We start from the raw sequence: 26,447 nt of genomic DNA, 5'->3' as shown, positions 1-26,447 counted from the left end.
GAAGCCTGCGTGTCTATCTGTATCGGCAGGACCGGGGAAATTCCTTAGGCGGCCGTTGTAATGGGTTGTAACGCGGCTGTTCACCGCCTGTCGCAGGATTGTCGGCGCTGGCCGGGAGGTCTAGCATGTGATGTCAAAATGAAATTACTCGGCCGCGCCGAGCGCCCAGGGCCTGTACTTGAACGGGTGACGAGGGCGCCGCCGACGGTTGACCCGTGGTGGCGGCGCGCACCTGCGATGGCCCCTGCCGCGTATGTCACGACAGATGGCTCCAGGTCCCTTCCGATCAGCCGGTCCGGTTTCGTAAGTCACTGCTGCGCCGGCTGTTTCCTGGCAGTTGCCGGGCACCGGGGGTGGGCCTACCATGCGCGCTGTCCGTGGGAGATTGCATTGTTTCGGGAGAGCAACATGCCCAGAGTTTTCCGTATCGCCGGCCTGGCCGCCGCGCTGATGCTTACTGCCTGCCAGCAGGTGAACACCACCAGCGGCGGCGTCGTCGGCGTCGAGCGCAAACAGACCATGTTCAGCATGCTGTCCAGCGCGCAGGTCGACCAGATGTACGCGCAGTCCTACCAGCAGACCCTCAGCGAGGCCTCCAAGGCCGGCAAGCTGGATGCCAGCAGCAGCGTCGCCAAGCGCGTGAAGGCCATTGCCGACCGGCTGATTCCGCAGACCGGCGCATTCCGCCCGGATGCGCCGTCGTGGAAGTGGGAAGTCAACGTGATCCAGAGCGACGAGCTCAACGCCAACTGCGGTCCCGGCGGCAAGATCATCGTCTACACCGGGCTGATCGATAAGCTGAAGCTGACCGACGACGAACTCGCCGCGGTGATGGGCCACGAAATCGCCCACGCCCTGCGCGAGCACGGCCGCGAGGCCATGTCCCGCGCCTACGCCGAACAGGTCGGCCTCGGCCTGGGCGGCCAGTTGCTGGGCCTGGGCCAGACCAGCGTGGACCTCGCCCACCAGGTCGTCGAATACAGCATGACCCTGCCCAACAGTCGGCAGAACGAAAACGAGGCCGACCTGATTGGCCTGGAATTGGCGGCGCGAGCCGGTTATAACCCCAACGCCGCTATCACCTTGTGGCAGAAGATGGGGCAAGCCGGGGGCGACGCCCCGCCGGAAATCCTCAGCACTCACCCTGCGGATAGCACGCGGATGGCCAACCTGCAGGCCGCCATCCCGAAGGTCATGCCGCTCTACGAGCAGGCCAAGACTCGCTGAGCAGTGTTTTTGCAGCAGGGGTTCGTGATTCTCTCGAACGGCCAGGAGCGGCGTAAGGTTGCGCCGCTTTATCCAGTGAACAGGGAGCACCCGTGAAAATCGCTGTACTCGGAGCCACCGGGCTCCTGGGCCACCACGCCGCACGCGCGATCAAGGCGGCCGGCCACCAGCTGGTGCTGATCCATCGACCCTCGTCGCAGATCCAGCGCCTGGCCTACCTGGAGCCTGAGTGCCGGGTAGCCGAACTCTTCGATCACCAGGGCATGGCTCGCGCGCTGAGCGGCCTAGACGCGGTGATCTTCAGCGCCGGCTACTACCCGGTGCGGCCGCGCCGCTGGCAGGAGGAAGTCGCCAGTGCGCTGGACCTGACCAACCATTTCTATGCGGCCTGCCTGCAGGCCAAGGTGCCGCGCATCCTCTACGTCGGCTCGGCGTTCGCCATGCCTTCGCATCCGCAAGGGTTGCCGGGGCACGAAGGGCTGTTCTACGAAGGGCTGCCCACCGGCAAGAGCGCCTACGTGATGTGCAAGTGGGCGCTCGACGAGCAGGCTCGTGAACAGGCTCGCGGCGGGCTGCCGGTGGTGATCGGGATTCCCGGCATGGTGCTGGGCGAGCTGGACATCGGCCCGACCACCGGCCGCCTGATCACCGCCATCGGCCGCGACGAGATGCTGCATTACGTGCCGGGGCGACGAAATGTCATCGATGCTTCCGAAGCCGGGCGCGGTCTGCTCAAGGCCCTGGAGCGCGGCCGGGTAGGGGAGCGCTACCTGCTCACCGGGCACAACATCGAAATGGCCGAGCTGACCGCGACCATCGCCAGGTTGCAGGGCAAGCCGGCGCCAACGCCGATGCCGCTGCACCGCGCCCGCGCGCTGGCGACCCTGGGGCGCTGGCGCTATCGCCTGACCGGCAAGATGCCGTTGCTCGACGACACCGCCATCGAGGTGATGGCCGGCGGGCAGTTCCTCGACGGCCGCAAGGCGCGCGAAGAGCTGGGCTTCGAGTCGCATGTGCCGCTGCAGGATACGCTGGAGCGGGCCATTTCCTGGTTCCACGCCAACGATTACCTCTGAGCTCGAGGCTCGGGCCCTGTAGGAGCGAGCTTGCTCGCGAACCGCATAACACCGAGCGGTTCCTGTTCGCGAGCTAGCTCGCTCCTACAAGAGCAGCACCGGGAGCGAGGAAGAAAAAAGCCCGGCGGATGCCGGGCTTTTTCTTTGTCAGGGCAGCGCCTTCTCGGCAAACGGCCGGTTGGGCAGCCCCATCTGTGCGCGGAAGCTCTCCATGTCGAACAGCGTGCACAACTCCTGCACCTGGTCCTGGCTGTTGAACACCCAGAAACCCATGGCCGAGATGCTGACGATGCGGTCGCTGGCCGGGTAACCCAGCACAGGCCTGACGATGCAGCCCATCAACGTGCTCCAGGTGAAGACCTTGTTGCCCTCGCGAATGCATTCCTCGACGGCCACTTCCAGGTCATCCATGCCGCCACGGATTTCCTCTACCAGCGCTCGGTAGCCGGCGTTGTCCAGCGGCTGGGCGGTGAAGGCGCTCTTGTAGATGAAGTCCGGGCTGTGCAGTTGTTCCACCAGCGCCAGGTGCCCCTTGTTCCAGGCCAGGTCGATGTGATGGCGGGCGACTTTCTTCAGGTCTTTTTCCGGCATGGCGACATCCTTTGTCGTAGGAGGCGGAAACGCCACTGTGTATCGCAGGCGATACACAGGCATTGGCCGGCGCGCCAGCCTCCCCTCGAAAAGCTGTCGGTCAGAACACGCCGCCCAGTTTCAGCGCGTGGTACACGGCGGCCAGGCCGAGGACGGCGAAGGCTGCGGCAGCCAGGCGGCGGATCAGGTTCAGTGGCAGGCGCTCGGCGGCGAAGTTGCCGGCCAGGACCACCGGCACGTTGGCGATCAGCATGCCCAGGGTGGTACCGATCACCACGAGCCAGAAGTGCGGGTACTGCGCGGCCAGCATCACGGTGGCGACCTGGGTCTTGTCGCCCATCTCGGCGAGGAAGAAGGCGATCAGGGTGGTGAGGAAGGGGCCGAATTTCTTCAGCGAACCTTCTTCGTCGTCATCCAGTTTGTCCGGGATCAGAGTCCAGCCGGCAACGGCCAGGAAGGACACGGCCAGTACCCAGCTCAGCGTGGCTTCGGAGAAGAAGCTGGCGACCCAGCTGCCGACAGCGCCGGCGGCGAAGTGGTTGGCCAGGGTGGCGGCGATGATCCCGGCGATGATCGGCCAGGGCTTGCGGAAACGCGCGGCGAGGACGAGCGCGAGCAGTTGCGTCTTGTCGCCGATTTCCGCGAGGGCAACGATCAGGGTGGGGACGAAGAGGGATTCCATCAGGCGTTCCTAAAGGGGGCGGGTCGACTAATCACCATGACACGCGCCACCTGCCCGCCCCGGGTCAGGTTGCTCGTGTCATAGGTCTTGTCAAACCCGGGCCTGAACGCTGCAGGCCTGGATCGTACGCGCCATGGTCTGCGGACCAAGTGTGTTGACGCGTACCGGGCGAGCCGGTTGCTCGCGGGAGACTACTCCCCTAGGACGGGGCGCATTCTGCCCAAGTCCTAGGACTTGGGCAAGCCTGCGTGTCGGATCATTCGCGGGTGGGACGAATGTCCATGTCTTCGTAGCGGATGAAGCGGGTCTTGTTCTTGAAGCGGTAGCCCAGCCAGATGGCGAGGAACAGCGGGATGGTGATGTAGGTGGCGACCAGCCCGGCCCAGTCCACGTGTTCGCCGACGAAGGCCTGGTAGTTCTGCCCCAGGGTGATGACCAGGCAGAGGACGAAGGCGAACAGCGGGCCGAAGGGGAACCACTTGGCGCGGTAGGGCAGGTCGTCGAGGTTGCCGCCCTGCAGCACGAAGCCCTTGCGGAAGCGGTAGTGCGACACGGCGATGCCCAGCCAGACGATGAAGCCGCACATGCCCGACGCGTTGAGCAGCCAGGTGTAGACGGTCTTGTCGCCGATGAAGCTGGTGAGGAAGCACAGCGCGCCGATCAGCGTGGTGGCGTACAGCGCGTAGCGCGGCACACCGCTCTCGGACACCTGGGTGAACAGGCGCGGCGCCTTGCCTTGGGTGGCCATGGTGTAGAGCATCCGGGTGGAAGCGTACATGCCCGAGTTGCCAGCGGAGAGGATCGCCGAGAGGATCACCGCGTTCATCACGCCGGCCGCGGCGGCGAGGCCCGCCCGCTCGAACAGCAGGGTGAAGGGCGAGGTGCTGATGTCGCTGCTGTCGGTCTTGAGCAGGTTCGGATCGGTGTAGGGAATCAGCATGCCGATGACGAAGATCGACAGGATGTAGAACATCAGGATTCGCCAGAACACCTGGCGGATGGCGATGGGAATGGACTTCTGCGGGTTCTCCGATTCGCCTGCGGCGACGCCGATCAGCTCGGTGCCCTGGAACGAGAACCCGGCGATCATCGCCACCCCGATCATCGCCTGCAGGCCGCCGACGAAGGGCGCGTCACCGGTGGTGAAGTTGCTGAAGCCGGGGCTGTCGATGCCGTGCATGATGCCGATGATGCTCGCCAGGCCGATGCCGATGAAGACCACCACGGCGACCACCTTGATCAGCGCGAACCAGAACTCGCTCTCGCCGAAACCCTTCACCGAGAAGAAGTTGAGCATGAACATGATGCCCAGGAAGCCGGCGCTCCAGTACATGCCGGAGACTTCCGGGAACCAGAACTTCATCACCAGCTGCGCCGCCACCAGCTCGGCGGCAATGGTCACCGCCCAGTTGTACCAGTAGTTCCAGCCCATGGCGAAGCCGAAGCCATCGTCGATGAAACGACTGCCATAGGTGCAGAACGAGCCGGAATCGGGAATGTAGGCCGCCAGTTCGCCGAGGCTGGTCATGAGGAAGAACACCATCAGCCCGATCAGCGCATAGGCCAGCAGTGCGCCGCCGGGGCCTGCGGTGGCGATGGTGCTGCCGGAGGCGACGAACAACCCGGTGCCGATGGAGCCGCCGATGGCGATCATATTCAGGTGGCGTGGCTTGAGAGAGCGCTTGAGGTGATGCGGCTTCTCTTTGGGCCCCATGGCGAATGTCAGTTCGACGTCATCTTTGATTCTGCGATTCACGGGTGTCCTCGATATTTCAGGGCGAGCGGCGATGCGCCGATCCGGGCAGGCTCGGTGGAGTGTAGTGCGAGCCTGGGATCAGCGCCGGGCGCTGTAGAGTCGGAAGCCGTCGGCCTCGGCCAGGGTACGGCAGGGGCCCAGGTGCTGTTCGATCAGCGGCGGGTATTTCAGGAAGCTGTTGGCCACCAGGCGCAGCTCGCCGCCGGGCGCCAGGTGGCGCGCCGACTGGCGCAGCAGGTGTTCGGTGGTGGCGTAGCTGGTGTGCACGCCCTGGTGGAAGGGCGGGTTGGTGACGATGGCGGCCAACTCGCTTGGCGCGGCGTCGATGCCGTCGCCGGCGATCACGTCGCCTTCCAGTCCGTTGGCAGCCAGGGTCAGGCGGCTGCTTTCGACGGCGAAGGCGTCGACGTCCAGCAGGGTCAGCCGGCTTTGTGGATAACGTCGCTTGAGCGTCGCGCCGAGCACGCCGGCGCCACAGCCGAAGTCCAGCAGGTGGCCGACGGGCAGCTTGTCCAGGTGCTCCAGCAGCAGGGCGCTGCCGCGATCCAGGCGGCCATGGCTGAACACGCCCGGCAGGGTAATGACGTGCAGCGGGCCGTCCGCCAGCGGCAGTTCATAGCGTTGCGCGAGGGCATGCAGGTCAGGCGCTGCCGGGGCGCCGTCGATGTGCGTGTGCCACAGCTGGCAGTGGCGAGCGCTGTCGAGCTTGCTGGCGCGGCCGAATTCGCCGAGCTGCTTGCTGGCGCGCTCGACGCCGGCACGCTTCTCACCGACCAGGTACAGCTCGCCGTCCGGCACGCAACTGGCCAGCGCGGCCAGCAGGTAATCGGTCAGTTCGCGGGACTTGGGCAGGAACAGCACCGCGGCGTCGAACTGGCCTTCGGGCGGTGTGGCGCCGAAGTGGCAGCGGTCGGCGTAGCGGGCTTCGAGCTGCCGGGCCTCGCCGGCGTGCCAACTCCAGCCTTGCGCCTGCGGCAGGTCGCCAAGCAGGGCGTCGGCGGGCAGGCCGGCGAGCAGGACGCGGCCCTGGAAGCGCTCGATCTGGCGCAGCAGCACTTCACTGGTGGGGGCGTTGGACATGCGGCCTCCTCGAAAAAAGGGCGCGAGTTTAGCAGGGCTGCCGCGGCCGAGCCTAGGCGAGCCGCACCTCGGCGTTCTTCCAGAAGTCCTCGCCACGCAGTTCCAGCGCGCCGGCCGCGACTTGTGCGCGCAGGCGCCAGGCGGCCAGCAGGTCGCTGACGAACAGGCCGTCGACGTAGGCCATGGTCGGCCCGATCAGCGATTGCACCGGGCGCCAGGACTCGCTGGCGCTGTCCAGCAGGATGCGGTCGATATGTGCGTAACCGGTGCCGCTCAACTGGCCATCGAGCCACAGGCGCAACTCGGCGTTTTCAAGCAGCGCACGCTGCCAGTCCGCGCCCAGGCGCTGGCGTTCCGCGGCTTCCAGTTCATGACTGCCGGCCAGGGCGTTGGCCAGTTCTTCGGGTTTGAGCATGGCGATGGCGTGGCGGTCCTCGCTGCGGCACTGGCCGCTGCCGGCGCCAACGCTGCGCAGGGTGACGTGTGCGGGTAGCAGCGCGCAGACGCGCCGCAGCAGCAATTGCTCGCTGGCGCTGTCGCCGTGCCAGAGGGTGACGGCGGGTACGTCGGGGCTGCGCAGCCAGTTCACTTCGGTGGCCAGTTCGAGGGCGATTTCCCTGTCCTGCAGGGCCTCGCCGCCCAGTTCGTGCCAGAACGCGGCGCGTTGCTGGCAGGGCGGGGTGTCGACGTCACTCAGCGGGCCGACGGCCAGGTCGTCCGGCATCACACGGATTTTTTTCTCGGTCAGCACGCCTGCTTCGACCGCGCGGCGCAGGGCATCGGCGGCGCCGTCGCCGCAAACCAGGTGCAGGCTCATGGCGCCACCACCCGGCGCGGCTCGCCGGCAAAGAAGCCGGCGGCGTTTTCGCTCAACTGGCCGACGATGCGCTGCCGGGCCTCGCGGCTGCCCCAGGCGCTGTGCGGGGTAAGGATGAAGCGCGGGATATCGCCGGCCAGCAGCGGGTTGCCGTCCTTCGGCGGTTCCACGCTGAGCACGTCGAACGCGGCACCGCCCAGGTGGCCGCGGCGCAGGGTGCCGGCCAGCGCCTGCTCGTCGACCAGCCCGCCGCGGGCGGTGTTGATCAGGAAGGCGTTGGGTTTCATCAGGTCCAGTTCGCGCTGGCCGATCAGGTTGCGCGTGGCGTCGGTCAACGGGCAGTGCAAGGTGAGGGCATCCACCTGTGGTAGCAGTTCGTCCAGCGCCAGGCGATCGGCGCGCGGCGGGCGGCCGGGCAGGGCGCCGAGCAGCACGCGCATGCCGAAGGCTTCGGCCAGCTTCGCCACCGCGCCGCCCAGTTCGCCGTGGCCGAGCAGGCCGAGGGTCTTGCCCTCCAGTTCGACGATGGGGAAGTCCAGCAGGCAGAACTGCGGTGCCTTCTGCCAACGGCCTTCGCGAATGGCTGCCTGGTAGTCAGGCAGGCGGGTGGCCAGGGCGAGCAGCAGCATCAGGGTGTGCTGGGCCACTGACGGGGTGCCGTAGCCCTGGCAGTTGCTCACGGTCACGCAGTGCTGGCGTGCGGCTTCGAGGTCGACGTTGTTGGTGCCGGTGGCGGCCACCAGGATCAGCTTGAGGTCCGGGCATTGCGCGAACACCTCGGCGCCGATGCGCACCTTGTTGCTGATCGCCACCTGTGCGCCCTGCAGCCGCTCGGCCACCTGCTGCGCGTCGCTGCGCCCGTGCAGGACCAGTTCGCCGAAGGGCGCGCGCAGCGGCGCGAGGTCGAGGTCACCGAGGTCGAGGGAGGCATGGTCGAGGAAGACGGCGCGAGCAGGATTCATGAGCGATGACACCTTGATCGGAAGGGCGGGATGAAGGGGATTCTCGGCACAACCGCCGCCGCGGACAACCCTGGCTTCCCGCGAGCACACGGCTGGGCTGCCTTGCACTTATGGTAGATGTTTGATTGAAAAATCTGACAGGCGTTTCAGTTTTCCCTCATCCGCTATCCGCCAACGGCTTCGTAGATTGCACCGATCGAAATATTGAGGTGCGTCGTGATGATGGGATGGATTCTTTCCAGCCTCACAGCCATTCGGGCAGGGCTGCGCGGTGCTGCGCAGCCCCCTGACCCACGGGCGCGGCGACGCCGGCCGAGCCCTTCGGCTGGCCCCGAGGCCCTGCTGTGCTTCGGCGCACTGATGGCTGCCTGTAATGGGGCGGTTGGTCACTCGCTGGTTCGCGAGCGCTCTGAGGTCGCGGCCGCTCTGGCCAGGGAACTGGGGGAATGCTGGGGCATCGGCGATGCCGGTTCGGCTCGCAGCACCTTGCAGAACATGTTGCTCGAAGCCCATGGCCAGCAACTGGACGGCGACTTTCAGCGCCTGCAGCGCAACGAGTCCAGCGCCTTCGACGGTGAGCAGCGGCTGCGTTGGCTGCGGGCGAAGCAGGCCTGGGGCAAGGCCGGCCTGACGTTGCCGTGCCACGTGTCGATGGCCGCCCATGATTACGAACGAATCGCCTGGCTGGCGCGGCGCTGCCGTGCCTGTGGATACCTCACCGAAGCCGAGGCCTGGCTGACCCTGGCCTGGGTTGCCGATGCGGCGATCCGCACCTTCGCCGACTGGCAGGCCTACGCCGCCTCTTTCGTGCTGGGACGGGCAACCCTGCTGCGCGGCGGGCAACACACATCGCTGGCGATCCGCGCGTTCAGGGAACTCATGGGGGGCAAGCGCGGAGGCGTTGCGGTGGCTGGCCTGTGGTGGGCACATCCGCTGGCGGGCATACAGGTGGCCGAGGTGGTCCTGCACTCGGAACACGCGGTCGAAGGGCTTGGCCTTCCTGCGCGACAGGCGCTGCTGGCCTTCGGCGCGCTGATCGCCACCAGCGGCGGCGTGCGTGCCGATGCCCTGGCAATTGCGGACCATGAACGGGAACTGAACCGGGCCTGGCTCGCCGAACGGTGGAACGCCACCGACCGGAATGGGGTTCTCCAGCGCATGGAGTGGCTGATGGGCCATGGCAGCCGACGGAAGCTGGACCCCTTGCTTGGGCAATCCGGCACCGTGGGCGGTAAGCGGCAATCTGGCGGAGTGGCCCGTGGGGCGCGCTTCGAGCAGGCGCGGCGGGCACTGCTCAAGGCCGGGCACGATCCGGAGTTGATCGAGGGCTGCCAGACCCTGCTGGCCTACGATCTGGAACGTGCAGCCTTCGGTGCACGGCTGGCCTTCAGCGCCGGGTTGCTGGACGAAGAGGCGCTCTGGAATGCCTTGCGCCACATGGCTCGTCAGGCCCGTGCGGCGTTCGATTGCTGGGAGCAATACCTGATCTCGATGGTGCTCGGCCATGCCCTGGCCAACGAGAATTGGGAGGTCGGCAAGCGCCTCATCCGCAGTGGCATGGAGTTGCTCGACGGAATCAGCCCTTTCGCCGACTATCTCTCGCCCTGGCAGGCCTGCCCGCTGCGTCAGCTTCCGCTGCTGCACGGTCTTGGTCACGCCGGCGCGCACTAGCTTCCGTGTGCCCTGCCAGCGGCTTGTCGGTGGCCCGTCGATTCGTATAGAAGATGAGCTTTTCTCGGCGGTTGTTTGGAGGTGCGATGTACTGGGCGGAATTTCTCACGGTGGCGTTCATTCACCTGCTGGCAGTGGCCAGCCCCGGCCCGGATTTCGCCGTGGTGGTACGCGAGAGCGTGACCCACGGCCGCCGCGCCGGCACCTGGACGGCATTGGGCGTGGGCAGTGCGATCTTTCTCCACGTCACCTATTCGCTGCTCGGCATCGGCCTGATCGTGTCGCAGTCGATCGTGCTGTTCAACGCGCTGAAATGGCTGGCGGCAGCCTATCTGCTGTACATCGGCTTCAAGGCGCTGCGGGCGCGCCCGGCTGACCCGGCGACAGAGACTATTGCGGCTCCGGTCGCTCGTACGGCTCGCGGTGCCTATGTCGCCGGTTTCGTCACCAACGGCCTGAATCCCAAGGCCACGCTGTTCTTCCTTTCGCTGTTCACCGTGGTGATCAACCCGCATACGCCGCTGCTGGTCCAGGCCGGTTATGGCGTGTACCTGGCCTGCGCCACGGCAGTGTGGTTCTGCCTGGTGGCGCTGCTGTTCAGCCAGCAACGCGTGCGCGCCGGTTTCGCCCGCATGGGCCACTGGTTCGACCGGGTGATGGGCGTGGTTCTGATCGGCCTGGGGATCAAGCTGGCCTTCACCGAGTTGCGCTGAACGCGGCTTTTCGTAGGCGCGAGCCTGCTCGCGAACCAAATTCACGTCGAAGCGGTTCGCGAGCAAGCTCGCTTTTACAGGAATGCTTTGTTCCAAATGAAAAAGGGGCGCCGAGGCGCCCCTTTTTCATTTGGAGTAACGATCAGACCAGTTCGATCGCCACCGCGGTAGCTTCGCCGCCACCGATGCAGAGCGAGGCGACGCCACGCTTGCCGCCCTTCTTCTGCAGGGCGTTGATCAGGGTGACGATGATCCGCGAGCCGGTGGAACCGACCGGGTGGCCCTGGGCGCAGGCGCCGCCGTAGACGTTGACCTTGGCGTGGTCCAGGCCGTGTTCGCGCATGGCGAGCATGGTGACCATGGCAAAGGCTTCGTTGATCTCGAACAGGTCAACGTCGTCCTTGCTCCAGCCCGCCTTCTTGAACAGATTGGTCATGGCGCCGATCGGAGCCAGGGTGAACTCGGCCGGGTCCTGGCTCTGGGTGGCGTGGGCGACGATCTTCGCCAGCGGCTTGAGGCCGCGGCGGGCGGCTTCTTCGGCGGTCATCAGGACCAGCGCGGAGGCGCCATCGGAGATGGAGCTGGCGTTGGCCGCGGTGATGGTGCCGTCCTGGCGGAAGGCCGGGCGCAGGCCGGGGATCTTGTCCAGGTTGGCGGTCAGCGGCTGCTCGTCGTCCTTCACCACGGTCTCGCCCTTGCGGGTGGTGACGGTGACCGGGACGATTTCCGAAGCCAGCGAGCCGTCCTTGATGGCGGCCTGGGCGCGCTGCAGGGATTCGATGGCGTAGGCGTCCATCTCTTCGCGGGTCACGTTGTACTTGTCGGCGGTTTCCTGGGCGAAGGAGCCCATCAGGCGGCCGGTGCGGGCGTCTTCCAGGCCGTCGAGGAACATGTGGTCCTTGATCTCGCCATGGCCCATGCGCAGGCCGGTGCGGGCCTTCTCGATCACGTAGGGGGCGTTGGACATGCTTTCCATGCCGCCGGCGACCATTACGCTGTTGCTGCCAGCCTTGAGCAGGTCGTGGGCCAGCATGACGGCCTTCATGCCCGAGCCGCAGAGCTTGTTGATGGTGGTGCAACCGGTGGCGGCAGGCAGGCCGGCGTTCAGCGACGCCTGGCGGGCCGGGCCCTGTTTCAGACCGGCGGGCAGCACGTTGCCCATGATCACTTCCTGCACGTCTTCGGGCTGGATGCCGGCACGGGAAATGGCTTCGCGGATGGCGATGGCGCCCAGGTCGACGGCGGAAACGCCGGACAGGCTGCCCTGGAAGCCGCCCATGGGAGTACGGGCGCCGCTGACGATGACGATCTCGGACATGAATAACCTCTTCGCTCTTGTTGTGATGCGCTATCTGGGTACCGGCCGTGAACGGCCGGGCGTCAGGATTCTACCGCGTGACCGGATGTCGCCAAAGAGTCATCGGCAAATCACTCTTTTGACTGATGAATGGCTCGGCGCAGCGCTCTAGAGTCGGTCTCATCCTGATGAGACTCAACTCGAAATCCAGCCTTGAGAGTGCGCACGCCATGCTGAAAACCCGCGTCATCCCTGCTGCCCAGAACGCCTATCAGTATCCGTTGTTGATCAAGAGCCTGCTGCTGTCCGGCAGCCGTTATGAAAAGGGCAGGGAGATCGTCTACCGCGACAGCGTGCGTTACACCTACGCCACGTTCAACGAGCGCGTGGCGCGGCTGGCCAACGTACTGACCGAGGCCGGTGTGAAGGCCGGTGACACCGTGGCGGTGATGGACTGGGACAGCCACCGTTACCTGGAGTGCATGTTCGCCATCCCGATGATCGGTGCGGTGCTGCACACCATCAATATCCGTCTTTCGCCGGACCAGATCCTCTACACCATGAACCACGCCGACGACCGCTTCGTGCTGGTCAACAGCGAGTTCGCCGCGCTCTACCAGGGCATCGCCGGGCAACTGACCACGGTGGAAAAGACCCTGCTGATCACCGACGGCGCGGACAAGACCAGCACGCTGCCCAACTGTGTCGGCGAGTACGAGACGCTGCTGGCTGCCGCCAGCCCGCGCTACGCGTTCCCCGATTTCGACGAGAACTCGGTGGCGACCACCTTCTACACCACCGGCACCACCGGTAACCCCAAGGGTGTGTACTTCACCCACCGCCAACTGGTGCTGCACACCCTGGCCATGGCGGCGACCATCGGCAGCCTGGACAGCATCCGCCTGATGGGCACGGATGATGTGTACATGCCGATCACCCCGATGTTCCACGTCCATGCCTGGGGCGTGCCCTACGTGGCGACCATGCTGGGGGTGAAGCAGGTGTATCCGGGGCGTTACGAGCCGGAGTTGCTGTGCAAGCTGATCCGCGAGGAGAAGGTGACCTTCTCCCACTGCGTGCCGACCATCCTGCAGATGATGCTCAACACCGCCAGCGCCAAGGACCACGACTTCGGCGGACTGAAGATCATCATCGGCGGCAGCGCGCTGAACCACGCGCTGTACGACGCCGCCAAGGCCCGTGGCATCCAGCTCACCGCCGCCTATGGGATGTCCGAGACCTGCCCGCTGATTTCCTGCGGTTACCTCAACCAGGAACTGTGCGCCGGTAGCGAGGATGAGCGCACCACCTACCGCATCAAGGCCGGTGTGCCGGTGCCACTGGTGGAAGCGGCGATCATGGACGAGCACGGCCAGTTGCTCCCGGCCGACGGCGAGTCCCAGGGCGAGCTGGTGCTGCGCGCGCCCTGGCTGACGCAGGGCTACTTCCGTGAGCCGGAGAAGGGCGAAGACCTCTGGGCTGGCGGCTGGATGCATACCGGTGACGTGGCGACTCTCGACGGCATGGGCTTCATCGATATCCGCGACCGTATCAAGGATGTGATCAAGACCGGCGGCGAATGGCTGTCCTCCCTGGAGCTGGAAGACCTCATCAGCCGTCATCCGGCGGTGCGCGAGGTTGCGGTGGTCGGCGTGCCCGATCCGCAGTGGGGCGAGCGCCCGTTCGCCCTGCTGGTGCTGCGCGAGGGGCAGGCGCTGGACGCCAAGGCGCTGCGCGAGCACCTCAAGCCTTTCGTCGAGCAGGGAAACATCAACAAGTGGGCGATTCCCTCGCAGATCGCCATTGTTACTGAAGTTCCCAAGACCAGCGTCGGCAAGCTCGACAAGAAGCGTATCCGGGTAGACATCGCCCAATGGCAGGAGGCCGGCAGCGCCTTCCTCTCCACGGTGTGACCGACGACCGGCAAGTCACGGTTTGCGGGCGGCCGTGCCAAGCAAGCGCTTGGCACGGCGCAGCCCAGTGACCACGCCATCTCGGGCTCTGCGCAAGCGTCTAGTCAGGGCCTTTGTAAGACAAATCACACTTTCGAGCGATCAAGCACCGTAGGACGCTGGATATAGTCGCCGCTACTCATAACAAAAAACACATGGAGTAGCGTCGATGAAAACCATGCAACATATCTGGCGCCTGGCACGGTTGCCGCTGGCAGTCAGCCTGGCTTCTTCACTGGCGGCTCCCGCTTCCGCTGTCAGCTTCAACATCGGGGAAATCGAAGGCTCGTTCGACTCGACGCTGTCCGTGGGGGCCAGTTGGTCGACTGAGAATCCGAACAGCAACCTCATCGGCGTGAACAACGGCGGCAAGGGCCTGTCCCAGACCTCCGACGATGGTCACCTGAACTACAAGGCCGGCAAGACCTTCTCGAAGATCTTCAAGGGCATCCACGACCTTGAACTCAAGTACGGCGACACCGGCGTGTTCGTACGTGGCAAGTACTGGTATGACTTCGAGCAGAAGGACGAAAATACCGAGTTCAAGCCGCTCTCCGACCATAACCGCAAGGAAGCCGCCCAGGCATCCGGCGGTGAGATTCTCGACGCCTTCATCTATCACAACTACAACATCGCCGACCTGCCGGGCACCGTGCGCCTGGGCAAGCAGGTGGTGAACTGGGGTGAAAGTACCTTCATCCAGAACGGCATCAGCGTGATCAACCCGTTCGACGTCACCGCCTTCCGCCGCCCGGGCTCCGAGATCAAGGAAGCCCTGGTGCCGGTGAACATGTTCTACCTGTCGCAGAACCTCACCGAGAACCTCTCCGCCGAAGGCTTCTACCAGTTGGAGTGGGACCAGACGGCGGTCGACAACTGCGGCACCTTCTTCTCGCAGCCTGACGTGGTGGCTGACGGTTGCACACAGAACCTGGCGGTGCTGACCAACAACCCGGCCTCGATCAACACCCTGAACTCCCTGCTCGGCCCGAGCCTGGCCCTGACCCCGTCGCCGTGGAACGAAGGTATCGTGGTCAAACGCGGTCCGGACCGCGACGCCCGCGACAGCGGCCAGTACGGCTTCTCGCTGAAGTACTTCGCCGACAGCCTGAACACAGAATTCGGCGGCTACTACATGAACTACCACAGCCGCCTGCCGATCTTCAGCGGCCGTGGCGCCGACACCGCCAAGGTGGCGCAGATCAACCAGTTGATCACCAACATCGCGGCGATCAGCCCGTCCCTGGCGGCCCAGGCCGGCGCGGCGGCGATGGCGGGCAATTCCAGCTACTTCATCGAGTACCCCGAAGACATCCGCCTGTACGGCCTGAGCTTCTCCACCACACTGCCCACCGGTACCGCCTGGCAGGGCGAGATCAGCTACCGCCCGAACGCACCGGTGCAGCTGAACACCACCGACATCCTGTATTCCGGCCTCGACCCGGTGTCCATCGGCGGCAACCACGTCTACGACAACGCCTCCGTGCTGACCGGCACCGCCGGCCAGGACCTGCATGGCTACCGCCGCAAGGAAGTCACCCAACTGCAGACCACCTTCACCCACTTCTTCGACCAGGTCATGGGCGCCGAGCGTCTGACCCTGGTGGGTGAAGTCGGCTGGACCCACGTGGGTGGCCTGGAAAGCCAGAACGATGCACGCTACGGCCGTGACCCCGTGTTCGGCCCGGGCCCGCTGAACGGCAGCCTCAACGGCCGCCCGACCTGCGAGGCGCTCAACGCGTCCACCCTGGGCTCCGGTCCGCAGAACAACCTGTCGCGCAAGTGCGAAAGCGACGGCTTCACCACCGCTGACTCCTGGGGCTACCGCGCCCGTGCGATCTGGGACTACAACGACGTCTTCGCCGGTGTGAACCTCAAGCCCAACGTGGCCTGGTCCCACGACGTGGACGGTTACTCCCCCGGCCCCGGCGGCAACTTCGAGGAAGGCCGCAAGGCAGTCAGCCTGGGTATCGACGCCGACTACCTGAACACCTACACCGCCAGCCTGGCCTACACCAACTACTTCGACGGCAAGTACTCCACCGTCGACGATCGCGACTTCGTCAGCCTCAGCTTCGGTGTGACCTTCTAAGCCGGCCGTTCAACCGGCAACCGGCCCGCCCGCGCGGCGGGCCATTCGCGTGGGCGGGGTGACCCGTCCCGCGCGAGCAGCAGACAAGACCCGCGAACCGCGTTTGCAAGCGCGGCCACCGCGGTGGGCAAAGACTCAACGAGGACGATAAACGAATGAGAACAACAAAGATCCTGCTGCACACGGGCGCCCTGGCGCTCAGCCTCATCGCCTCCCAGGTGATGGCGGCCGTCTCTGCCGATGAAGCGGCGAAGCTGGGCACCACCCTGACTCCGATGGGCGCAGAAAAGGCCGGCAACGCCGACGGCAGCATCCCGGCCTGGACCGGCGGCTTGCCCAAGAACGCCGGCACTGCCGACAGCAAGGGCTTCCTCAGTGATCCGTTCGCCAGCGAGAAGCCGCTGTTCACCATCACCGCGCAGAACATGGACCAGTACAAGGACAAGCTGACCCCCGGCCAGCAGGCCATGTTCAAGCGCTACCCCGATACCTACAAGATGCCGGTGTACACCACGCACCGCACCGCCACCGTGCCGGCCAACGTGCTCGAGGCGACCAAGAAGAACGCCACCAGCACCAAGCTGCTGCAGGGCGGCAACGGCCTGGAGAACTTCCAGGTGGCCAACCCCTTCCCGATTCCGAAGGACGGCCTGGAAGTCATCTGGAACCACATCACCCGCTACCGTGGCGGCCACGTGCGTCGTCTGGTGACCCAGGCCACGCCGCAGGTCAACGGTTCGTACTCGCTGGTGTACTTCCAGGATGAATTCGTCTTCCGCACCGACCTGAAGGACTACGACGCCAGCAAGCCGAGCAACGTGCTCTTCTACTTCAAGCAACGCGTCACCGCTCCGGCGCGCCTGGCCGGTAACGTGCTGCTGGTGCACGAGACCCTCGACCAGGTGAAGGAACCGCGCCTGGCGTGGCTGTACAACGCCGGTCAGCGCCGCGTACGCCGCGCCCCGCAGGTTTCCTACGACGGCCCGGGTACCGCCGCCGACGGCCTGCGTACTTCCGACAACCTGGACATGTACAACGGCGCGCCGGACCGCTACGACTGGAAACTGGTGGGCAAGCAGGAGCTGTACATCCCGTACAACAACTACAAGATGGACGATCCGAAGCTGAAGTATTCGGACATCATCAAGCCCGGCCACCTGAACCAGGACCTGGCCCGCTACGAGCTGCACCGCGTATGGCACGTGACCGCCACCCTGAAGCCGGGCGAGCGCCACATCTACGCCAAGCGTGACTTCTTCATCGACGAAGACACCTGGCAGGCCGTGGAGATCGACCACTACGACGGTCGCGGCACCCTGTGGCGCGTCGCCGAGGCGTTCAACCAGTACTACTACAACTACCAGGTACCGTGGTACACCGCGGAAACCCTGTATGACCTGCTGTCCGGTCGTTACCTGGTGCTGGGCCTGAAGAACGAGGAGAAATCCGCCTACGACTTCAACTACAGCGCCTCGGAAAGCGACTTCACCCCGGCAGCGCTTCGCCAGGAAGGCGTGCGCTGATCCCCCGATCCCCACGGGTGGTTCCGCGGTGAAAAAAAGACCGGCCTTCGGGCCGGTTTTTTTATGGGGCATCATCTGTCAGATGAATGGAGGCGGGAATGTCGGACGCCTTCCAGTCATCTTGTGAGCAAAGGTAACAAAATCGGCTTCAATTCCCGCCCGCAAGGGGCTAGGCTCCGTCCTCAGTGTGACCTCCGTCGACATAGCGATAAGAGCTAGAGCAAGAGCCAGGCCGATGACCGACTTCTCGACTCTGCCAAGACTGACCGATGTTCCCCCCAGCACGGCCGGCAGCCGCTTCTTCCGGCCGCCGCTGCCGCATGGCCATGTTGCTCGTTCGCGCCTTTGCCAGCGCATGGTCGCAGGGCTGGAGGGACGGCTGATACTGGTGTCTGCGCCGGCGGGGTTCGGCAAGAGCTCCCTCGCCATCGAGTTCTGCCAGACGCTGGAAAGCCAATGGCACAGTCTATGGCTGGGGCTCAGTGCCAGGGACAGCGACCCCGGGCGTTTCCTCGAACGCCTGCTCGAAGGCCTGCGCCTGCATTTCCCCACGCTCGGCGAAGAAGCCCTGGCCCTGCTGAAGATGCGCCAGCGCCACCAGCCCTTTGCCTTCGAAGCCTGGCTCGATGACCTGCTCGATGAACTGGTGGACAGCCTGTCCGTCGAGCGCCCGCTGCTGCTGGTGCTGGACGACTATCACCTGGCCCAGGGCGCAGTACTCGACCGTTGCCTGCAATTCCTGCTCAACCACCAGCCCCCCGGCCTGGTCGTGCTGGTCACCAGCCGTCAACGTCCGGACTGGCACCTGGCGCGCCTGCGCCTGTCGCGGCAATTGCTGGAGTTCACCGAGCAGGACCTGCGCCTGACCGTGGAGGAAACCGCCCAGCTGGTCTCCGCCAACGGCGCGCAGCTCGACGACAATGCCCTGGACAACCTGGTCGAGCGCAGCGAAGGCTGGATCGCCGGCCTGCGCCTGTGGCTGCTGGCCCACGGCGACGAATTGGCGGCCAACGTGCCGGACCTGTCCGTGCATGGCGCCGAGGAGCTTATCCGTGACTACCTGCTGGAAGAAGTGATCGACAAGCAGTCGCCGGAAGTCCAGGTATTCCTGGCGCAGACCGCGCGCTTCGAGCGCTTTTCCGCCGAACTGTGTGATTCCCTCCGCGACTCCCATGACAGCGCCTCCATCCTGCGCCACCTGCAGCAGCATCAGGTGTTCCTGGTGCCGCTGGACGAACAGGGCCAGTGGTTCCGCTATCACCACCTGTTCTCCGACCTGCTGCTGGCGCGCCCGCTGCCCGGTTCCGGGCCGTCCGCAGCCGCGCTGCACCTGCGCGCGTGCCGCTGGTTCAGTGCCCAGGGGCTGTTCGACGACGCGGTGGAGCAGGCCCTGCGCGCCGGCCACCCGGAAGTGGCGGCGAGCCTGGTGCAGAGCCTGTCCGAAGAACAACTGCTGGCCGAACAGAACGTCGCCACGCTGCTGCGCTGGAAGATGGACCTGCCCGATAGCCTGCTGGCCAGCACGCCGCGCCTGATCGTGCTGTACAGCTGGGCGCTGGCGCTGGCCTGCCAGCTGGATGCGGCCGAGGAGCTGGCAGCGCAGCTGTCGCGTTTCCTGCCCGCCGCCGATGCCACTGCCCAGCGCGATCTGCTCGCGCAATGGCAGGCTCTGGCCGGGGTAATTGCCCGTGGCCGCGGCGAGATCGATGCGGCCGAGCGTCACTGCGAAGAGGCCATGCACGGCCTTGGCCCGGAACGCTTCGGCCCGCGCCTGTTGTGCCTGTCCACGCTGAGCAACCTGGCCATCGTGCGCGACGATCTGTGGCGCGCGCGCGGCCTCAATCGAGAAGCGCTGGAGCTGGCGCAGCGCTTCGGCAATCCGCTGTTCGAAGCCATGGTGCATTACGACCGTGCGCGCGTCCTGCAAGCGCGCGGCGAAGTGCTGCGTGCCGAGGACGAAGTGCGCCAGGGGTTGGCGCGGCTTTCCGGTCTGTCCTCGCAGCGGCGCTACGCGGTGCGCGGCCGATTGATGCTCTACCAGGGTTATCTGCGCAGCCTCGCACTGCAACCGGACGAGGCGCGCAAGTGCCTCAAGGCCGGTATCGAGGAAGCCCGCGCCTGCCGCGACATCAGCCTGGTGATCGGCTTCTGCGTGCTGGCCAGCCTGGAAGGGCGGCTGGGCAACTACACCCGTGCCTTCGCTCACCTCGCCGAGGTCGAGCGGATGATGCACGTCTGGGACGTGCCGCCGGTCTACTACCTGTCGGCCATTACCCTGATCAAGTGCGAGCTCTGGCTTGGCCAGGGCCAGGTCGAACTGGCCAGCGCCTGGCTGGAGCGTCTGCGCGACACCTACACCGGCGCCGAGCCGGCCACGCCGCCGGAATGCTCGCCGCAGCTGCCGCGCAATGTGGAAATGCTCCAGGCCCTACTGGAGCGCCGCGAAGGCCGCATGGCCGAGGCCGAGGCACGCCTGCGAGCCGTGGCCAGCGGCGCCCTGCAAGGTGGTGCGCAGTTGCAGGCGCGCTTTGCCCAGGGCCAACTGGTTGCCTTGCTGCTGCAGGATGGCCGCGAGCGCGAGGCGTCCTTCGAGTTGGGCGAGTGCCTGAGCGGCCTGGCCGCCGGCCTGACGATCCCGCTTCAGGAAGCGCTGCAGCAACATCCGGAATGGCTGCGCGAGCAACTGGCCGTGCGGGTCACCTCGCCAGCCATCGAGGCCCTGCGTGAACGCTTGCCAGCGGCGCCGGAGCGCAGCGCGACGCTCACCGATTGCCTCAGCGGCCGTGAGCTGGCCGTACTGGAACTGATCGCCCAGGGCTGCTCGAACCAGGAGATCAGCGATCGCCTGTTCATTTCCCTGCATACCGTGAAGAGCCACGCCCGGCACATCAACGACAAGCTTGGCGTGGAACGTCGTACCCAGGCGGTGGCGCGAGCGAAGGAGATGGGGTTGCTGCGGTAGGGGAGATGGTGCAGGTCGTTGATTTCGGCTTGTCGGCTGGCCGCGCTCCCGCTCCCTGGCCTACCCCCGCAAGCGGGAGAGGGGACTGACCCTCTGTCCGCCCTGCCTCCACTGCCTCCCTGATGTTCCCCAGAGTTGCATCAGGGCCGCGATCCTCCCTGTATTTCCGAACAACCCCCTCGCCCTTCAGGGAGAGGTGCGATGCCAGACTGGGCTTCAGCTCTCCAGGTGCACACTCGCGCCCTGTGGAACTACATCCCCTTCTTCTCTCCCTCCACCGGCGCGCTCAGATCCAGCCCTTTTGGCGCCGGCTGGCCCTTGGCCGGTGGTGCCAGTTGCTTCTGCACATCCGCCTGGATCGCCTGCAGCACCGGCAGCAGGTCGCGCATGTTCTCGCGCACCTCCGGGTAGGCGTGCTTCTGCGCCAGTTCATCCACGCGCATCAGCAGCTGCACGCGCACTTCCGGCGGCAGGTGGATGAACAGCTCGGGCAGTTGCTTGGCCAGTTCGGCGCTGTAGAGCACCAGGTCCTGGCGATCGAACTGGGCAGTCAGGCCGAGGTAGTCCAGGGCGCTGCTGGTGAGCATCGAGGCGGCGGCCTTGGCTTCCTGCATGCCCTGCAGGCGCACCGGGTTGCGCTGCTCGCTCTGCGCCAGGGTCATCCAGAACTCCACCGTCAGGTTGAACAGGATCGCCTGTTCGCGCAGCGAGTAGCTCATCAGGCCCAACGCCTCGGCGCCATAGGGCTGCTTGGCAGCGCGGAAGTTGAAGTACAGGCGCATCAGCTCCTTGAGCTTGAACAGCACCTCGCGTGCCTCGTTCTGCCGCAGCTCCAGTGGCGCGTAGATGTTCAGCTGCGGGCGGAAATTTTCCTCGCTGACCATGCGCTGGTAGATCGGCCCGGTGAACTCGCCGCTGCGCCGGGGCAGGCCGTTGACCTGGGTCTCGTCGATCTTCTTCAGCGCGTCGATCAGCACCTGGTAGTCGGCGCTGGTCCAGTTGCGCTGGATGTCGGGAATCTTCTGGCCCAGGTAATAGAGGTCGGCGGACAGGGCCGGGCGGCACAGGAGCAGCAACAGCACGGCCAGCGGCCATAGCGAGCGGCGAGTCAGGATCGGCACGAACGGGCTTTCCTTGCGCGAGGGCGGGTCGGGCTAGGTTAGCGGGGTGAGCGGGCTGCGTCATCCCGTGACGGGCCTCGACACTACCTAGGTTGGGCGCGGCGACGTGGGCGCTGTGGTGTGATTCGGGCTTGAGAACAACAAGCACGGGAGTCACTCGTCCATGACCGCCACATTGTCTGTGCAACCGCCGCTGGCCGAGGGCCTGGCCCGCTATGGTTTCGGCCCCCTGCCGCTGGCTGCGCTGAAGGCACGCTACGCTTCGCCCGAGTCCGGTTCGAAGTTCATCCACGTCGACGGCTTCGACATCCATTACCGCGACGAAGGCAGCCCCGAGAAACCGGTGCTGGTGATGGTCCACGGCGTGATGGCCTCGCTGCATACCTGGGACGGCTGGGTCGCCGAGTTGTCCGAGCACTTCCGCATCATCCGCCTCGACGTTCCCGGCTTCGGCCTCACTGGTGGCGGCCAGGACCGCGAGTACGACGGCGAGCGCCTGGTGAAGGTGTTCGGCCTGTTCCTCGACCGCCTGGACCTCAAGCAGGTGTCCATCGCCGGCAACTCGCTAGGCGGCTACATCGCCTGGAATTACGCGCTGGCCAACGCCCACCGCGTCGAGCGGCTGATCCTTATCGACCCGGCCGGCTACTACATGCAGAAGGTGCCGTTGATGATCGCCAGCGCCGTGCTGCCCGGCGCCGGCATCATGATGCCGATGTGGATGCCGCGCGCCCTGGTGGCCCAGGGCATCAAGGAAGTCTACGGCGATGCGCGCAAGATCAAACCGGGCGTGATCGATCGCTACTACGACATCAGCCGCCGGCCGGGTAACCGCCGCGCGATGATCGACATCTTCCGCGTGCTGGTGAAGGCGAACCGCGAGGAGCTGCCCACCACCCCCAACCGCGTGGCCGCGTTGAAGGTGCCGACCCTGCTGATGTGGGGTGAGCGCGACCGCTGGATTTCGCCGCGCCATGTTCCGATGTGGCAGCGCGACGTACCGGGGATCGAGGTGAAGGTCTATCCCGGCGTGGGGCATATCCCGATGGAGGAAATCCCCGAGGAGTCGGCAGCGGACGCGCTGCGCTTCCTGCATGCCTGACTGTTGATTGCTCAATGAAAAGCCCGGCCAAGCGCCGGGCTTTTCGTTCTGCCGAATTGCTTTTCGTAGGATGAATAACGCGTCAGCGTTATCCGCCATGCAACGGCCGGTGGATAACCTGTTCCAGGTTATGCGCCCTACGGTCCTGCCCAAGCGCTTTTCGTAGGATGGCGTGGAGCGAAGCGATACCCATCAGCTCCCGCGCGCCGACAGCATGGGTATCGCTTCGCTCCACCCATCCTACGGGGAAGTCCGCGGTCAGCACTGGAAACAAAACCGCCCCGACAGGGCGGGGCGGTGTTCGAAGCGAGGCGCGGATCAGCCAGCGTGCGCCAGCGGCTGCGGGTCGTATTCCTTGCGCACCTCGTAGAGCACATCGAGGTTGTTGTGCTGCCACGGGTGGAAGTCGGACTTGAAGAAGTCCAGGTACTCGCGCAGCAGCGGGCGGAACACGCCGTGCTTGCCCCAGGTCCACTTGATGCCGTCGCGCCAGACGCGCCAGTTCCACAGCAGGCCGTCCACCTTGAGCATGTGCACCAGGCCGCGGAAGGTATCCAGCACGAAGAAGAAGGTCGCCATGCGCATCGCCCGGCGCAGCAGCTTGCGGCTGCCGCAGACCTGGTTGTAGACGTCGAAGGCCACCGCCTTGTGCTCGGTTTCTTCCAGTGCATGCCAGCGCCACAGGCGCTGCATCACCGGGTCGGCGCCTTCCATGGTGCGCGGGTCGGTCAGCAGCCCGTTGGCCATGATCGCGGTGATGTGCTCCAGCGCTGCTGTCGCGGCCAACTGGCGCTTGGCAGGGAACTTCTTCTGGGTGAAGCGGATGCGCGCCTGGGCGCGTTTCTCGATGGCGGTGACGTCGTAGCCCAGGTCGCGCAGGCGCTGGCTGTAGGTCAGGTGCTCGCGGCTGTGGTGACCTTCCTGGCCGATGAAGCCGCGGATCTGCTCTTTCAGCACCGGGTCGCTGATCTGGTCGCGGAACTGCCGCACCGAGTCGATGAAGAAGCGCTCGCCGTCGGGGAAGAGCACCGACATGGCGTCGAACAGATGGGACTTGAAGGCGTCTCCGCCGTGCCAGTGACGCGGCAGCGGATCGGGCAGATCGAAGTCCATGTGCCGGGGCTTGATCTCCAGTCCTGCGGGGGTGGTGCTGGCCATGGCGGCTCCAGTGTGGTGGTTGTCCATGTTCATTACTCTGGGCTTGTAGCGGAAGCGTCACAAGGTTATTGTCTGCCAACTTTCCGGTCATATCCGGCCAGCGGTCAACATAAGAAGAACGATGAAGCAACCGCTCAATTTCACCGCCGAACTGGTACCGGTCGCCTATGCGCAGGCGCTCCTGGACCTTGCCGAAGAGCTCGGTGTGCCGCGCGCGCGCCTGTTCGAACTGGCCCGCGTGCGCCCCGAGGTACTGCAGAGCCCCAACGGTCGGTTGTCCTTCGTCGATTTCCACCAGTTGTCCAGCGCTGCCCTGGCGCACTGCAACGAACCTGCCTTCGGCCTGCTGCTGGGGCAGCGGCTGAACGTCTCCACCCACGGCATCCTTGGCTACGCGGTGCTGTCCAGCGCCAATCTCGAGCGTGCCATCGCCTTCGCCCTGAAGTACTACCGCGTGCTGGGCCTGGCCTACGACCTGGAGATGGTGGAAGACGGCGGCGTGTCCTACCTGCGTGCCAGCGAGTCGATTCCGCTCGGGCCGACGAGCCGCTTCGCCGCCGAAGGCCTGATGACCAGCCTGCACACCATCGCCCGCTTCCTGGTGGGCGAGCCGCTGCAGGGCGTCAGCGTTGGCTTCGCCTACGCCGAACCGGACTACGCCGAGCGCTACGCCGAGGTATTCGGCGGGGAAGTGCTGTTCGACCAGCCGTTCCACTTCATCGGCCTGCCCAGCGAATACCTGGCGCGGCCCATGGCGCTGGCCAACCCGGCCACGGTGCAGATGTGCGAGCAGCAGTGCGAGGCGCTGCTGGCCACGCTGGACGTGCAGGAAGGCCTGCTGACCCGCATCCGCCGCCTGCTGCTGGCGCGGCCCGGCGAGTTTCCCGACCTGGAGGCGGTGGCGGCGGACCTGCACACCAGCGGCCGCAGCCTGCGTCGACATCTTTCGAACCTGGGCACCACCTACCAGGAAGTGCTCGACGACGTGCGCAAGCGCCTGGCCCTGCAATACCTCACCACGACCCACCTGCCGCTCTACGAGATCGCGCTGCTGCTGGGCTTCAACGACCCGTCGAACTTCCGCCGGGCGTTCCGCAAGTGGACCGGCAAGCTGCCCACGGATTACCGCCAGGGCGACTGAACCGTCGACCGGGCCGGCTCGCCAGGGCTGGGCGAATCAGCGAAAATGGGCGTCGTGTACTTCCGCAACCCAGCGAGTCCCCGATGAGCGAACAGCCTGCCCTGATCCGCGAAACCTTCCCTGTCGGCCCCTTGCAGTGCAACTGCACCATCATCGGTGATCCCGTGACGAAGAAGGCCATCGTCGTCGATCCGGGTGGCAACCACGAGCTCATCCTGCAACGCCTCGACGCGCTGGGGCTCAAGGTGGTCAGCATTATCCATACCCATGCGCACCTGGATCACTTCCTCGCCTCCGGGCAGATGAAGGAAAAGACCGGCGCGACCCTGCACCTGCACAAGGACGACCAGTTCCTCTGGGATAACCTGGAAATGCAGTGCCGCATGTTCGGCGTGCCCTATACGCCCGTCCCGTCGCCCGACCAGTGGTTGGCCGATGACGAGGAGCTGGCCTGTGGCTGCGGCGTGGCGCTGCACACACCGGGGCATACGCCGGGTTCGATGAGTTTCTGGTTCCCCAGGGACAAGCTGCTGATCGCCGGCGATACGCTGTTCCGCCGCAGCATCGGCCGCACCGACCTGTGGGGCGGGGATTACGCCACCATCGAGCGTTCGATCCGCGAGCGTCTCTATGCACTGGACGAAGAAGCTACCGTAGTCACAGGCCACGGGCCCGATACCAATCTGGGCGATGAGATGCGGGAAAATCCCTTCATCCGTGCTTAAGGTTGCTCGGGAATTATTTGCACGTCCTAAGCTCTAACTTGCCGCCCGATACCGGGTGTTTCGCTATTCGAGGAGTCATCCGTCATGTTCACCGCACGTAGTCTGTCCATGGTCGCGGCTGCCACCGCCTTTGCTCTCATGGCCGGTTGCGCCTCCCAGAATCCCTATGATCCCAACACCCAGGTGCCCGCCGAGGGCGGCGTCAGCAAGACCGCCAAGTACGGCGGCCTGGGCGCGCTGGCCGGTGCCGTGGCCGGCGCCGCGATCAACCACAACAACCGTGGCAAGGGCGCGCTGATCGGCGCTGCCGCCGTGGGCGCCGCGGCCGCAGGCTACGGCTACTACGCCGACAAGCAGGAAGCCAAGCTGCGCCAGCAGATGCAGGGCACCGGGGTGCAGGTCGAGCGCCAGGGTGACGACATCAAGCTGATCATGCCGGGCAACATCACCTTCGCCACCGACTCGGCGAACATTGCGCCGTCCTTCTATACCCCGCTGAACAACCTGGCCAACTCCTTCAAGGAGTTCAACCAGAACAGCATCGAGATCGTCGGCTACACCGACAGCACCGGCAGCCGCCAGCACAACATGGACCTGTCCCAGCGCCGTGCGCAGTCGGTCGCGAGCTACCTGACCTCCCAGGGCGTCGATGGCTCCCGCGTCAGCACCCGTGGCATGGGCCCGGACCAGCCGGTGGCCTCCAACGCCGACGTCAATGGCCGCGCCCAGAACCGCCGCGTGGAAGTGAACCTGAAGGCCCTGCCGGGGGCGCAGACCCAGCAGTACCAGCAGTAAGCAC

21 protein-coding genes and 1 riboswitch are annotated in these 26,447 nt (G+C 65.6%); of the genes, 12 read left to right on the top strand and 9 right to left on the bottom strand.

Features of this window, described 5'->3' with window-relative positions; genetic code table 11:
• The first annotated feature begins 408 nt into the window (after nucleotides 1-408).
• Nucleotides 409-1,227, top strand: coding sequence for a M48 family metallopeptidase (locus RS899_RS21200; protein ID WP_315808003.1), 819 nt, complete (start codon nucleotides 409-411; stop codon nucleotides 1,225-1,227).
• A gap of 92 nt (nucleotides 1,228-1,319) precedes the next feature.
• Nucleotides 1,320-2,303: an NAD-dependent epimerase/dehydratase family protein gene (locus RS899_RS21195; protein WP_315808002.1), complete on the top strand. Its 984-nt coding sequence runs from the start codon at nucleotides 1,320-1,322 to the stop codon at nucleotides 2,301-2,303.
• A gap of 147 nt (nucleotides 2,304-2,450) precedes the next feature.
• Here the strand turns inward: RS899_RS21195 and RS899_RS21190 are convergent, their stop codons facing one another.
• The 6 genes from RS899_RS21190 to RS899_RS21165 all read right to left on the bottom strand — a co-directional run bounded on the left by RS899_RS21190 (nucleotide 2,451) and on the right by RS899_RS21165 (nucleotide 8,191).
• Nucleotides 2,451-2,894 carry a ketosteroid isomerase-related protein gene (locus RS899_RS21190; protein ID WP_054908645.1) on the bottom strand — a complete coding sequence of 148 codons (444 nt, stop codon included), beginning with the start codon at nucleotides 2,892-2,894 and terminating at the stop codon, nucleotides 2,451-2,453.
• A 100-nt stretch (nucleotides 2,895-2,994) separates the two neighbouring features.
• Complete coding sequence (locus RS899_RS21185) at nucleotides 2,995-3,576, bottom strand: TMEM165/GDT1 family protein (RefSeq protein WP_024762660.1); 582 nt, start codon at nucleotides 3,574-3,576, stop codon at nucleotides 2,995-2,997.
• A 5-nt stretch (nucleotides 3,577-3,581) separates the two neighbouring features.
• Nucleotides 3,582-3,788, bottom strand: a riboswitch (yybP-ykoY riboswitch).
• A 44-nt stretch (nucleotides 3,789-3,832) separates the two neighbouring features.
• Nucleotides 3,833-5,290, bottom strand: a complete 1,458-nt coding sequence (locus RS899_RS21180; protein WP_045210957.1) for an amino acid permease — start codon at nucleotides 5,288-5,290, stop codon at nucleotides 3,833-3,835.
• 120 nt (nucleotides 5,291-5,410) lie between these two features.
• Nucleotides 5,411-6,412, bottom strand: coding sequence for a class I SAM-dependent methyltransferase (locus RS899_RS21175; protein WP_315808001.1), 1,002 nt, complete (start codon nucleotides 6,410-6,412; stop codon nucleotides 5,411-5,413).
• Between the two features lie 52 nt (nucleotides 6,413-6,464).
• The gene (locus tag RS899_RS21170) at nucleotides 6,465-7,229 is read right to left on the bottom strand and encodes a DUF1835 domain-containing protein (RefSeq protein WP_315808000.1); all 765 of its coding nucleotides are present in this window, start codon (nucleotides 7,227-7,229) and stop codon (nucleotides 6,465-6,467) included.
• On the bottom strand, nucleotides 7,226-8,191 hold the full coding sequence (locus tag RS899_RS21165) for a 2-hydroxyacid dehydrogenase (protein ID WP_315807999.1): 966 nt from the start codon (nucleotides 8,189-8,191) through the stop codon (nucleotides 7,226-7,228). The genes RS899_RS21170 and RS899_RS21165 overlap by 4 nt, the downstream gene beginning before the upstream one ends.
• Nucleotides 8,192-8,410: 219 nt before the next feature.
• Between RS899_RS21165 and RS899_RS21160 the strand changes: the two genes are divergently transcribed.
• Complete coding sequence (locus RS899_RS21160; RefSeq protein ID WP_315807998.1) at nucleotides 8,411-9,862, top strand: DUF1266 domain-containing protein; 1,452 nt, start codon at nucleotides 8,411-8,413, stop codon at nucleotides 9,860-9,862.
• A gap of 86 nt (nucleotides 9,863-9,948) precedes the next feature.
• Nucleotides 9,949-10,575 (top strand): LysE family translocator, encoded by a 627-nt coding sequence (locus tag RS899_RS21155; RefSeq protein WP_315807997.1) that lies wholly within the window; start codon nucleotides 9,949-9,951, stop codon nucleotides 10,573-10,575.
• Between the two features lie 142 nt (nucleotides 10,576-10,717).
• On the opposite strand, the gene RS899_RS21150 is transcribed toward RS899_RS21155, so the two are convergent.
• On the bottom strand, nucleotides 10,718-11,893 hold the full coding sequence (locus tag RS899_RS21150) for an acetyl-CoA C-acyltransferase (protein WP_315807996.1): 1,176 nt from the start codon (nucleotides 11,891-11,893) through the stop codon (nucleotides 10,718-10,720).
• A 209-nt stretch (nucleotides 11,894-12,102) separates the two neighbouring features.
• Between RS899_RS21150 and RS899_RS21145 the strand changes: the two genes are divergently transcribed.
• The 4 genes from RS899_RS21145 (at nucleotide 12,103) to RS899_RS21130 (ending at nucleotide 20,401) form a co-directional block, all read left to right on the top strand.
• Entirely contained in the window at nucleotides 12,103-13,785 is a 1,683-nt protein-coding gene (locus RS899_RS21145) for a fatty acid--CoA ligase (protein ID WP_054908652.1), read from the top strand.
• Between the two features lie 208 nt (nucleotides 13,786-13,993).
• Complete coding sequence (locus RS899_RS21140; RefSeq protein WP_315807995.1) at nucleotides 13,994-15,916, top strand: DUF1302 domain-containing protein; 1,923 nt, start codon at nucleotides 13,994-13,996, stop codon at nucleotides 15,914-15,916.
• 155 nt (nucleotides 15,917-16,071) lie between these two features.
• Nucleotides 16,072-17,439: a DUF1329 domain-containing protein gene (locus RS899_RS21135; RefSeq protein WP_233298975.1), complete on the top strand. Its 1,368-nt coding sequence runs from the start codon at nucleotides 16,072-16,074 to the stop codon at nucleotides 17,437-17,439.
• 235 nt (nucleotides 17,440-17,674) lie between these two features.
• A complete protein-coding gene (locus RS899_RS21130; protein WP_315807994.1) occupies nucleotides 17,675-20,401 on the top strand; it encodes a LuxR C-terminal-related transcriptional regulator in 2,727 nt (908 codons plus the stop codon).
• Between the two features lie 251 nt (nucleotides 20,402-20,652).
• On the opposite strand, the gene RS899_RS21125 is transcribed toward RS899_RS21130, so the two are convergent.
• Complete coding sequence (locus tag RS899_RS21125; RefSeq protein ID WP_313465604.1) at nucleotides 20,653-21,522, bottom strand: hypothetical protein; 870 nt, start codon at nucleotides 21,520-21,522, stop codon at nucleotides 20,653-20,655.
• 163 nt (nucleotides 21,523-21,685) lie between these two features.
• On the opposite strand from RS899_RS21125, the gene RS899_RS21120 reads away from it, so the two are divergent.
• Nucleotides 21,686-22,624: an alpha/beta fold hydrolase gene (locus RS899_RS21120; protein WP_054908657.1), complete on the top strand. Its 939-nt coding sequence runs from the start codon at nucleotides 21,686-21,688 to the stop codon at nucleotides 22,622-22,624.
• 318 nt (nucleotides 22,625-22,942) lie between these two features.
• Here the strand turns inward: RS899_RS21120 and RS899_RS21115 are convergent, their stop codons facing one another.
• Complete coding sequence (locus RS899_RS21115; RefSeq protein WP_024762671.1) at nucleotides 22,943-23,782, bottom strand: metal-dependent hydrolase; 840 nt, start codon at nucleotides 23,780-23,782, stop codon at nucleotides 22,943-22,945.
• Nucleotides 23,783-23,903: 121 nt separating this feature from the next.
• Here RS899_RS21115 and RS899_RS21110 point away from each other — a divergent pair, with 121 nt between their 5' ends.
• The 3 genes from RS899_RS21110 (at nucleotide 23,904) to RS899_RS21100 (ending at nucleotide 26,443) form a co-directional block, all read left to right on the top strand.
• On the top strand, nucleotides 23,904-24,923 hold the full coding sequence (locus tag RS899_RS21110; RefSeq protein WP_054908658.1) for an AraC family transcriptional regulator: 1,020 nt from the start codon (nucleotides 23,904-23,906) through the stop codon (nucleotides 24,921-24,923).
• Between the two features lie 83 nt (nucleotides 24,924-25,006).
• On the top strand, nucleotides 25,007-25,648 hold the full coding sequence (locus RS899_RS21105; protein ID WP_037012945.1) for an MBL fold metallo-hydrolase: 642 nt from the start codon (nucleotides 25,007-25,009) through the stop codon (nucleotides 25,646-25,648).
• A gap of 84 nt (nucleotides 25,649-25,732) precedes the next feature.
• Nucleotides 25,733-26,443: an OmpA family protein gene (locus RS899_RS21100; RefSeq protein WP_054908659.1), complete on the top strand. Its 711-nt coding sequence runs from the start codon at nucleotides 25,733-25,735 to the stop codon at nucleotides 26,441-26,443.
• Nucleotides 26,444-26,447: the final 4 nt, after the last annotated feature.

This window comes from Pseudomonas sp. C9-3, from assembly GCF_032392015.1.
Taxonomy (GTDB): Bacteria; Pseudomonadota; Gammaproteobacteria; order Pseudomonadales; family Pseudomonadaceae; genus Pseudomonas; species Pseudomonas nitroreducens.
This window is presented reverse-complemented; position numbering and strand designations above follow the sequence as displayed.

Excerpts from the sequence above, each read along its gene's own strand:
- RS899_RS21200 (WP_315808003.1), top strand. The coding sequence starts at position 409 with ATGCCCAGAGTTTTCCGTATCGCCGGCCTGGCCGCCGCGCTGATGCTT.
- RS899_RS21190 (WP_054908645.1), bottom strand. The coding sequence starts at position 2,894 with ATGCCGGAAAAAGACCTGAAGAAAGTCGCCCGCCATCACATCGACCTG.
- RS899_RS21185 (WP_024762660.1), bottom strand. The coding sequence starts at position 3,576 with ATGGAATCCCTCTTCGTCCCCACCCTGATCGTTGCCCTCGCGGAAATC.
- RS899_RS21180 (WP_045210957.1), bottom strand. The coding sequence starts at position 5,290 with ATGGGGCCCAAAGAGAAGCCGCATCACCTCAAGCGCTCTCTCAAGCCA.
- RS899_RS21175 (WP_315808001.1), bottom strand. The coding sequence starts at position 6,412 with ATGTCCAACGCCCCCACCAGTGAAGTGCTGCTGCGCCAGATCGAGCGC.
- RS899_RS21170 (WP_315808000.1), bottom strand. The coding sequence starts at position 7,229 with ATGAGCCTGCACCTGGTTTGCGGCGACGGCGCCGCCGATGCCCTGCGC.
- RS899_RS21165 (WP_315807999.1), bottom strand. The coding sequence starts at position 8,191 with ATGAATCCTGCTCGCGCCGTCTTCCTCGACCATGCCTCCCTCGACCTC.
- RS899_RS21160 (WP_315807998.1), top strand. The coding sequence starts at position 8,411 with ATGATGGGATGGATTCTTTCCAGCCTCACAGCCATTCGGGCAGGGCTG.
- RS899_RS21155 (WP_315807997.1), top strand. The coding sequence starts at position 9,949 with ATGTACTGGGCGGAATTTCTCACGGTGGCGTTCATTCACCTGCTGGCA.
- RS899_RS21150 (WP_315807996.1), bottom strand. The coding sequence starts at position 11,893 with ATGTCCGAGATCGTCATCGTCAGCGGCGCCCGTACTCCCATGGGCGGC.
- RS899_RS21145 (WP_054908652.1), top strand. The coding sequence starts at position 12,103 with ATGCTGAAAACCCGCGTCATCCCTGCTGCCCAGAACGCCTATCAGTAT.
- RS899_RS21140 (WP_315807995.1), top strand. The coding sequence starts at position 13,994 with ATGAAAACCATGCAACATATCTGGCGCCTGGCACGGTTGCCGCTGGCA.
- RS899_RS21135 (WP_233298975.1), top strand. The coding sequence starts at position 16,072 with ATGAGAACAACAAAGATCCTGCTGCACACGGGCGCCCTGGCGCTCAGC.
- RS899_RS21130 (WP_315807994.1), top strand. The coding sequence starts at position 17,675 with ATGACCGACTTCTCGACTCTGCCAAGACTGACCGATGTTCCCCCCAGC.
- RS899_RS21120 (WP_054908657.1), top strand. The coding sequence starts at position 21,686 with ATGACCGCCACATTGTCTGTGCAACCGCCGCTGGCCGAGGGCCTGGCC.
- RS899_RS21115 (WP_024762671.1), bottom strand. The coding sequence starts at position 23,782 with ATGGCCAGCACCACCCCCGCAGGACTGGAGATCAAGCCCCGGCACATG.
- RS899_RS21110 (WP_054908658.1), top strand. The coding sequence starts at position 23,904 with ATGAAGCAACCGCTCAATTTCACCGCCGAACTGGTACCGGTCGCCTAT.
- RS899_RS21105 (WP_037012945.1), top strand. The coding sequence starts at position 25,007 with ATGAGCGAACAGCCTGCCCTGATCCGCGAAACCTTCCCTGTCGGCCCC.
- RS899_RS21100 (WP_054908659.1), top strand. The coding sequence starts at position 25,733 with ATGTTCACCGCACGTAGTCTGTCCATGGTCGCGGCTGCCACCGCCTTT.